Here is a 9,556-nt window from a genome sequence, read left to right as displayed (position 1 = left end):
CTTCTTTTGGTGGGGGCTGTTTCTGGCTGTGGCCGGGAGCAGCCCCCACCTGTATTTCCGGACCTTTTCCCGGCCGATGATCCGGGCGGCTGTCCGCCGGCTGGTCGGGTACGGCTCCGCTGGTCGGATACGACTGTGGTCGCTTTGCGTCACAGACCGCCACTCCGGCGAGTCGCTAGATGATCGCTATCCGTACACCACGTGCGTGGACTCCACTCGGCGATCGGAACTGTGGTCCGGGTGACGTGTTCCTGGTGGACGCGTGGGAAACATGGTGGCGAGTGCCGCGTGGGGAGGTGCACGTGACCGACGCCTGTGGTCGCGGCGGCGCCACGCCGCCGTCCCGGTGGGATCCGGCCGAACCGGACCCGGTGGCCGGGCTGCTCGCCACCGCGCGTCGCCGCCTGGGCATGGATCTCTGTTGGTTCTCCAGGCTGATCGGGGGAGCCCAGGTGATCGAGGCGTGCGACGGCGACGCCGCGGCCTTCGGTGTCCACCCCGGCTCGACGGTGCTCCATCCCGGCCCGCACCGCTCGCATGCTCCCGCCGAACGCCCGTCTCCGGTCGTCCGCAGGATCCGCCCGGAGGCGGTGACGTCCGGGGCGGTGACGTCCGAGGCGGCGGGGACGGCGACGACCGGGGTGGAGGCGACCGGGGGGCCGCTGGCCGGCCGGCCCGAGATCGGCTCGTACATCGGAGTTCCGGTGACCCTGGCGGACGGCCGTCTGTACGGGATGCTGTGCTGCCTGAGCCGTGACGCCGATGTGGCGATGCCCGCTCGCAAGACGCGTTCGCTGGCCTTGTTGGCAGAGGTGCTCTCCGCCTCGATCTCCGATCGGCGGTCCGGCGGGGAGTACCGGGAGGCGGCATGGTGGCGGATCTGGCGGCTGATCGACAGCGGCGGCCCGACGATGGTCTTCCAGCCGGTCTTCGACCTGCCGTCGCTCGACTGCGTGGGGGCTGAGGCGCTTGCCCGGTTCCCGCCCGGTTCGGGTGGCGCTGAGCGCTGGTTCGCCGACGCCGCCGCTGTGGGCCTCGGCCCCGCACTCGAACTGTCCGCGATCCGGTCGGCGCTGCGCGCGTTCACCTGCCTGCCGCCCGAGTTCGGGCTCGGGGTCAACGCCTCACCGGCCACGATCCTCTCGGGGCGGCTGGCGGATGCGATCGCCGATATCCCGGCCGACCGACTCGTCGTCGAGGTCACCGAGGGTGACAAGGTCGAGGATTATCCCTCGGTCCGCTGCGCGCTGGGCGTCCTGCGCCGTGAAGGAGTCCGGATCGCCGTGGACGACGTCGGTGCCGGCTACGCCAGCCTGCATCATCTTGTGCAGCTCCAGCCCGACTTCATCAAGATGGATCAGTGTCTCACCCGGCGGATCGACGCTGATCCGGCGCGGCGCGCGCTCGCCGCCGCGCTGGTGCACTTCGCCCAAGAGACGGGCAGCCTGGTCCTCGCCGAGGGGGTCGAGACCGCGCGGGAGCTCGGTGTCCTGATCGGCGCGGGCGTGCACCAGGCGCAGGGCCACTACCTCGCCCCACCCGGTCCGCTGCCACTGCCCGCGAGCGCCAACCGGACCCGCCCGCCCGATACGGCTTAGGTGGCTCCGGGGCCGCGGGGCCGCGGGGCCCGGCCCCGGAGTCCGGCCGCGACCGGACGGGCTGGAACAGCCGGTCCGGCGAGGTCACGGAAGCCAGGGCTGGCCGACGGCCATCACGCGTCCTCCCGCGTCGAGCCGCAGGATCATCAGGCTGGACGGACGGGCGGCGACGAACTCCCGCAGGTCCGCGAGGTCACCGGTCTCGTACTCCTCGGGCCGCACCGAAAGAACGACCCTGACCGTCGGCGTCACCACGTAGTTCAGCGTCCCGCCCTCGACGTCGTCGATGCGGTATCCGTCGAGGCAGGATTCCGCGTCACCGGACTGCGGGGTACAGAGGACGTACTTCGACCGGTCGAGGCTCAGCACGGTGCCATCGGGGCCGTCGGAAATGCCGACCACCCTGCCGATGTCGTGCACCTCACCGAAGCCGGCAAGTGGCGGGTACGCGGAGGTCGGCAGCGGCGTCGGCACCGGCACTGGCGAAGGCGAAGGCGGCCGGCTCGTCCCGACCACGGGGGATGGGCTCGAAGTCAGCGACGTCGATTCGGGTGAGGCACTACCGCCCGAATCGCTGGAGCAGCCCGCGAACATGATGACGGCAACGACCATCGCGCCGAGCCGGCTCGACAGACCGACGATTCTGCGATTACTCAAAGTAAAAGGACGACAGCCCATAGTGAAAGATCTTATCGCGTCGTAGGTAGGGGCCATCTGTCCGGTCAAAATTCCGATGACCACTGGACGGGTACGTGTGCGGTTCCCGCCGTCGCGATTCTCGCCCGGGCATCGAATCAAGAATTATGCGTTCACTCCTGTTCCGGTGTCAATCGATGATCACGTCCCGGCGGCGGAGCGACCGGAGCCCGCCGCGGCCGGCCACGGCGGGGAGTTGACGTGCCGCGCGTTGGAGGAACACGGCTTCGACAACGGCTGGAGTCCCGCGCCGCTTGCCCTGGCGGGACTTGTCCTCGGCCGGTGCTCCCGCCTCCCGGTCTCGATCGCCGCCCTCCTGCTGCCGTTGCACGATCCCGTTCCTACTACCACGAGCAGTGCGCGGCCAGCGTCGGCGATACTGCGGTGCATGGTGCCGCCGGCCCGCCACCTGCTGCGGGCGAAGGATCTCGCCGACGCCCGCTACTGCGAGCCGCTCACGGTGGCGGACCTGGCGCGCGCCGCCAGTCTGTCGCCGGCCCACTTCAGTCGGGAGTTCCGGCGGGCCTTCGGTGAGCCGCCGCACCAGTACCTGCTGACCCGCCGGCTCGAGCGCGCCGCGGTGCTGCTGCGCAACACCGACCGAAGCGTGACCGAGATCTGCTTCGCGGTCGGCCTGACGAGTGTCGGATCCTTCACCACCCGATTCCGGTGTGTGTTCGGAATGTCGCCGGGTGCCTACCGGGCGGCGTTCCCGCCCGCGTGCCGCCACATCCGGATCCCGGACTGCGTCGCCCGTGCCTACGGCCGCCCACACAACCGCACGTTCGGAGAAGCCGAGGTCACCGCCCGCGCGTAGCGTCGCCGGCGCGTTCTTCCGCGCAGCCGACCGAGCCGAGGAGACAGCGGTGATCAGGATCGCCAACGCGCAGTTCTGGGTGCACGACCAGGAGGAGGCGCTCGCCTTCTACACGGGAACGCTCGGCTGGGAGGTCCGGTCGGACGTCACCATGAGTGAATGGGGATTCCGCTGGCTGGTGGTCGGCCCGTCCGGCCAGCAGGATGTGGGGCTGGTGCTCATGTCGATCCCGAAGCCGCCGATGTTCGACGTGTCGACCAGCAGCCAGCTCGCGGAGCTGGTGGCCAAGGGCGCCGGCGGGACGCTGTTCCTTGAGACCGACGACTGCCAGGCCTCCCACGACGAGCTGCGTGCCCGAGGGGTGGAGTTCAACGACCCGCCGACCAGGCAGCCCTACGGCATCGACACGTCCTTCCGTGACCCGTCCGGCAACAACATCCGGCTCACGCAGGTCCTCGAATTCTCGCCCGACCGGGCCTGAGTCGGCCGGCCTCCGGACCCGGGAGGAAGGTCGGGTGATCCGGACCCGGTGAACACCGGTTCGCGGGCGCTTCCGATGACCGCGGGCGTAACAGTGTGCGAACTTGCTTGCGGTATCCGCCGTAGCGTGCCTATTCTCCCTCGAAGTGATGCCCTTCTTGCGCGTGGCCCGCGGTTCCACGCGGGCCGGTTCGAACACGACGTGATCGTTCTTCCGAACATGATTGGGCTGGGATGTCCGTCCAGACTGTCGGGCCAGGCACAAGGCGGGGGACCGGGCGCGGGCATGAGTCCGCCGGTCGAGGAATAGCCGGAAGGCGCGCTACCCGCGGTGTTCCGCCGCACCGCGCGGCAGGCGCTTCAGGGCGACTACCTGGGCTTTTACCCGCGTAAAACGCGCGGCGAAACCCTTCCGGTCCCGACTGGGGAGGAAGGGTGTTCGCGCCGGTCCTTTCCTTCGGTAGCCGCGGGTGATTCATCGAGTGGCGCGCCATGGATCCGCGGGTGGATTCCAGCGCGCGGTGATGTCCTCGCGGGGCCCCGACCTGCACGGGAGAAGCGTTGGCGGGACACGAACACCCCACCTGGCGGGAGGCCCTCACCGGGCTGCCCGAGGCCGAACAGCACCGGCTTCTGCTCGACCTGGTACTCCGGCAGGTGCGCCGGGCCGTGGGCGACGGGCACGGCCCGTTCGACCCGCGGACGCCGTTCGTCCGGCTGGGGCTCGGTGGAGGAAGCACGGCCGGTTTCCGGGACGCCCTGGGCGGCGAGCTCGGCCTGGCACTGCCCGCCACGCTTCTGTTCGACCATCCGTCCCCGGCGCGTCTCGCCGACCATCTCAGGACACGGGTTCTCGACGCGCCGGACCCCGCGGCTTCGCGGGCGCCGTCGGCCTCGGCCGCGCCGCCGGACGACCCGATCGTGATCGTGGCCATGGCCTGCCGGTTCCCCGGAGGGGTGCGTAGCCCGGAGGATCTCTGGCGGCTGGTCGCCGAGGGCCGCGACGCCGTCGTCGACATCCCCGCGGACCGCGGCTGGGACCTGGCCACCCACTTCGATCCCGATCCGCGCCGCTCCGGCACCTTCTACACGACCCAGGGCGGCTTCCTGGAGGACGTCGCGGGCTTCGACGCGGCCTTCTTCGGGATCTCGCCGCGGGAGGCACTGGCGATGGACCCGCAGCAGCGGCTGCTGCTCGAGGTCTCCTGGGAGGCGTTCGAGCGGGCCGGCATCGATCCGCTCTCCCTGCGCGGCAGCCGGACCGGCGTCTACACAGGCCTCCCCGTCGCGGACTACAGCCCGCCCTGGCGGACGGCCCCGCCTGTCGTCGAGGGCCACCTGATGAGCGGGACCCTGCCCAGTGTCGCCTCGGGCCGGGTCGCCTACACCCTGGGGCTCGAGGGCCCCGCGATGACGATCGACACGGCGTGCTCGTCGTCGCTGACGGCCATGCACCTGGCGGCGCAGGCCCTGCGCGCCGGCGAGTGCACCCTGGCGCTGGCCGGCGGGGCCACGGTGATGGCCACCCCGGACGTCCTGGTGGAGTTCAGCCGTCAACAGGGCCTGGCGCCGGACGGCCGCTGCAAGTCGTTCGCGGACGCCGCCGACGGCACCGGCTGGGCCGAGGGCGCGGCCGTGGTGCTGCTGGAACGGCTCTCCGCCGCGCGCCGCCACGGGCGCGCGGCGCTCGCGGTGCTGCGTGGCAGCGCGGTCAACTCCGACGGCGCGTCCAACGGGCTGACCGCGCCCAACGGGCTGGCGCAGCGGCGGGTCATCCGGGCGGCGCTGGCGAGCGCGGGCGTCTCGCCGTCCGACGTGGACGTCGTGGAGGCGCATGGCACCGGGACCAGGCTGGGCGACCCGATCGAGGCCCAGGCGGTCATCGCCGCCTACGGGCAGGACCGGCCGGCCGACCGGCCGCTGTGGCTGGGCTCGTTGAAGTCGAACGTCGGGCACACCGTCGGGGCGGCGGGGGTCGGCGGCGTGATCAAGATGGTCCTGGCGCTGCGGCACGGCGTGCTCCCGCGCACCCTGCACGTGGACGAGCCTTCGGCCCGGGTGGACTGGTCGGCCGGGCACGTGCGCCTGCTGACCGAGCCGGTGGCCTGGCCGCACGGGAACGGCGTCCGCCGGGCCGGTGTCTCCGCCTTCGGGGTCAGCGGCACGAACGCCCACGTCATCATCGAGGACGCCCCCCGCGCCGAGCCGGTTCCACCCTGGTTCGACGAGGCCGGGCTCGACCAGGCCGGGCTCGACCAGGCCGGACCGAATACCGGCGGCCGTGACCAGGCTGCGGGTGACCCGCCCGGGGGTGATCCCCCGGCGGGCGAGGAGCTTCCGTGGCTGCTGTCGGCCGGGTCGGAGCCGGCGCTGCGCGAGCAGGCCGCCCGCCTGGCGGCCCGGGTCGAGAGCGAGCCTCGGCCGGGCCTGGCCGATGTCGGCTGGTCGCTGGCGGCGGGGCGCGCGGCGCTGGCACACCGCGCGGCCGTCGTCGCCGGCGACCGGGAGGGCATGCTGCGCGGCCTCGGCGCGCTGGCGCGGGGCGAACCGTCGGCGGCACTGATCCGCGGCTCCGCACGCCCGGACCGCCAGACCGACCGGCTCGCGTTCCTCTTCAGCGGCCAGGGCTCCCAGCGCCCGGGGATGGGCCGGTCGCTGCACGGCCGGTTCCCGGTGTTCACCGAGGCGTTCGACGCGGTCACCGCCCGCCTCGACCGGCATCTTCCCCGGCCGCTGCGGGACGTCGTGTTCGCCGGCCCGCTCCCGGACGCGGCGCTGGAGCGCACCGAGTTCACCCAGCCGGCGCTGTTCGCGCTCGAGGTGGCGCTGTTCCGCCTGCTGGAGTCCTGGGGCGTGCGGCCGGACGCGCTGCTCGGGCACTCCGTCGGCGAGCTGGTGGCCGCGCACGTGGCCGGCGTGTTCGACCTGGACGACGCCTGCGCGCTGGTCGCCGCGCGAGGCCGGCTGATGCAGGCGATGCCGACCGGCGGCGCGATGGTCTCGCTGCGGGCGTCGGAGGAGCAGGCCCGTGAGCTGATCGCCGAGCTGGGTGCGCGCGCGGCGGCCGCATCCGGTTCCGCGTCGGGAGCGGTGGACGTCGCGGCGGTCAACGGACCGGAGTCGGTGGTCGTCTCCGGAGACCTGCGCCCGGTCGAGGAGATCGCCCAGCGGTGGCGCGCCCGCGGCGGAACGGCGACCCGCCTGCGGGTCTCGCACGCGTTCCACTCCGCGCACATGGACGGCATGCTCGAGGAGTTCCGCGCGGTCGCCCGCGGCGTGACCTTCCGGGCGCCGGGCGTCCCGGTCGTCTCCAACGTCACCGGTGCGATCGTCGCTCCCGACGAGCTGTGCTCGGCAGAGTACTGGGTGCGCCAGGTCCGGGCCGCGGTGCGGTTCCGCGACGGCGTCGACCGGCTGCACGAGCGGGGCGTGCGGACCTTCCTGGAGATCGGCCCGGACGCGGTGCTCTGCGGCATGGGTCAGGACTGCCTCCCGGCCGGCTCCGACGCCGTGTTCGTCCCGAGCCTGCGCCGTGACCAGGCGGAGCAGCCCGCGCTGGCCCGGGCCGTGGGCAGGCTGTGGATGGCTGGCACCGATGTCGACTGGGCGGCGTTCTTCGCCGGCGCGCGCCGGGTCGATCTGCCGACCTACCCGTTCCAGCACCGCCGCTTCTGGCTTGGCGACCACCTCGCCACCGCGAACGCGCCCACCCCGGGCACCGCGGGCGAGCCTTCCACCGCGGACGGCGTGACGCCGGGCCGGCCGCCCGCCGTCCGCCGGTACCGGGTCACCTGGACGCCGGTGCCCACGGCGAAGGCCACGAAGGCCGCGGGGCCCGGCCGGTGGCTGGTGGTGATCCCCGCCGATCTGACCGCGGAGGACAGTGTCGGCGACTGCGTCGAGAGCTGCGTCCGGGGTCTTGAGGGCAGGGACGCCGAGGTCGTCCGGTTCGAGGTGGACCCCGCCGCAGCCGACCGGAGCTCGCTGGCCGCCCGTCTCGCCTCGCTCGACCCGCCGCCGGCCGCCCGGGACGTCTCAGGGCGCAACGCTCCGGGGCATGACGTTCCGGGCTGTGACGTTCCGGAGTGTTCGGTGGATGTCCCGCTGGCGGGGGTGCTGTCCCTGCTCGCGCTGGATGTCCGGGAGCTGCCCGGCCGTCAGCCGGTCACCCGGGGCCTGGCGGGCACGCTGGCCCTGGTGCAGGCCCTCGGCGACGCCGGGGTCGCGGCGCCGCTGTGGTGCGTGACGCAGGGGGCGGTGTCGATCGGCGGAGCCGACGCGGTGACGAGCCCACCACAGGCGCAGGTGTGGGGCGCGGGGCGGGTGGCCGCGCTGGAGTTGCCACGCCGGTGGGGCGGCCTGGTCGATCTTCCCCCGGCCGTCGACGGGACGGCGGCCGACCGGCTCGCGGCCGTGCTCGAGGGCGGGCCGGGCGAGGACCAGGTGGCGATCCGCCCGTCGGGCGTGTTCGGCCGCCGGCTCGCACCGGCCCGAACGGCCCGCACCGACAGCGACACCGACAGCGACAGTGACACCGACAGCGACAGTGACAGCGCCGGTGGCGGGTGGCGGCCGCGTGGAACGGTGCTGATCACCGGTGGGACGGGGGCGCTCGGCGCGGCCGTCGCGCGGTGGTGCGCGGATGCCGGGGCGGCCCGGCTGGTTCTGACCAGCCGTCGGGGCGCGGCGGCCCCGGGCGTGCCCGAACTCGTCGCCGACCTGGCCCGGCGCGGCGCGGCGACGACCGTGGCCGCGTGCGACGCGGCGGACGGCGACGCGCTGGCGGAGGTGCTGGCGGCCATACCGGCGGACTGCCCGCTGACCGCCGTAGTCCACGCCGCGGGCGTCGCCGGCGGGTTCACACCGCTGCAGGACGTGGACGTCGCCGAGCTCGCCGAGGTGCTCGCGGGCAAGGCCGCGGGCGCCCGGGTCCTCGACGAACTGGTCGGCGACCGGCCGCTGGACGCCTTCGTGCTGTTCTCCTCCATCGCCGGCACCTGGGGCAGCGGCGGCCAGTGCGGGTACAGCGCGGGCAACGCCTACCTCGACGCGATGGCCGAGTACCGCGGCGCGCGCGGGCTGGCCGGCACGGCGCTCGCGTGGGGGCCGTGGGCGGAGGGCGGGATGGCCGTCGATCCCGCGATCGCGGGCCACCTCCGGGACCGCGGGCTGGTTCCCATGCCGCCGGACGAGGCGGTCGCCGTGCTGGCGGAGGCAGTGGGTGACGAGCGGTGCCTGACCGTCGCCGACGTCGACTGGGTCCGGTTCGCCCCGGCCTTCACCGCCGCCCGCCCCAGCCCGCTGCTCGGCGACCTGCCGGAGGTCCGCGCCGTCCTGAACCCTCCCGACCCGTCCACGGGACCCGCCGGTGGACCGGTCGCCGGCGGGGAGGCCGGTGACCGCGGCGGCGACGGGCCGGCGGCGCTGCTCGGGCGCCGGGCCACGATGCGCCCGGCCGAGTGGCGACGGTTCCTGCTCGACCTGGTGCGGGCCGAGACCGCCGCCGTCCTCGGGTACGACGCCGCCGACCAGATCCCCGCCGACCGCGCCTTCGTCGATCTCGGGTCCACCTCGCTGACCGCCGTCCAACTGCGGGCGCGGCTGGCTGAGCGCACCGGGCTGCGGCTGCCCACCACCGTGGTCTTCGACCATCCGACGTCGACCGCCCTCGCCGAGTACCTGGCCGCCGAGTTCCCCGGCGCCCCCGACGGCGACCCGGCACCGGCCGGGGCGGCGGAACCGGCCTTCGCCGGGAATCACGTGACGCCGGCACCCGGCCCGCCCGGCGCGGCCGGGGACGACCCGATCGTGATCGTCGGCATGGGATGTCGCCTGCCCGGCGGGGTGGACTCGCCGGCAGAGCTGTGGCGGCTGCTGGCGGAGGGCACCGACGCGGTGTCGGAGTTTCCGGTGGATCGGGGTTGGGATGTGGCGGGTCTTTATGATCCGGATCCTGGTCGGGTGG

General features: G+C 73.7%; 6 protein-coding genes. 5 read left to right on the top strand and 1 reads right to left on the bottom strand.

Annotated features, from left to right (window positions below; genetic code table 11):
- The first annotated feature begins 302 nt into the window (after positions 1 to 302).
- A complete protein-coding gene (locus MXD62_RS26210) occupies positions 303 to 1,598 on the top strand; it encodes an EAL domain-containing protein (RefSeq protein WP_248832089.1) in 1,296 nt (431 codons plus the stop codon).
- Between the two features lie 84 nt (positions 1,599 to 1,682).
- On the opposite strand, the gene MXD62_RS26205 is transcribed toward MXD62_RS26210, so the two are convergent.
- The gene (locus MXD62_RS26205) at positions 1,683 to 2,000 is read right to left on the bottom strand and encodes a hypothetical protein (protein WP_248832088.1); all 318 of its coding nucleotides are present in this window, start codon (positions 1,998 to 2,000) and stop codon (positions 1,683 to 1,685) included.
- Between MXD62_RS26205 and MXD62_RS26200 the strand changes: the two genes are divergently transcribed.
- The 4 genes from MXD62_RS26200 to MXD62_RS26185 all read left to right on the top strand — a co-directional run.
- A complete protein-coding gene (locus tag MXD62_RS26200) occupies positions 1,990 to 2,301 on the top strand; it encodes a hypothetical protein (protein WP_248832087.1) in 312 nt (103 codons plus the stop codon). The genes MXD62_RS26205 and MXD62_RS26200 overlap by 11 nt on opposite strands.
- A 381-nt stretch (positions 2,302 to 2,682) precedes the next feature.
- Complete coding sequence (locus MXD62_RS40930; RefSeq protein WP_251082347.1) at positions 2,683 to 3,111, top strand: helix-turn-helix transcriptional regulator; 429 nt, start codon at positions 2,683 to 2,685, stop codon at positions 3,109 to 3,111.
- A 49-nt stretch (positions 3,112 to 3,160) separates the two neighbouring features.
- Positions 3,161 to 3,592, top strand: a complete 432-nt coding sequence (locus MXD62_RS26190) for a VOC family protein (protein ID WP_248832085.1) — start codon at positions 3,161 to 3,163, stop codon at positions 3,590 to 3,592.
- A 560-nt stretch (positions 3,593 to 4,152) separates the two neighbouring features.
- The coding region (locus MXD62_RS26185) for a type I polyketide synthase (protein WP_248832084.1) at positions 4,153 to 9,556 on the top strand (5,404 nt) is incomplete at its 3' end.

This window comes from Frankia sp. Mgl5, assembly GCF_023242985.1.
GTDB classification, from domain to species: Bacteria; Actinomycetota; Actinomycetes; order Frankiales; family Frankiaceae; genus Parafrankia; species Parafrankia soli.
This window is presented reverse-complemented; position numbering and strand designations above follow the sequence as displayed.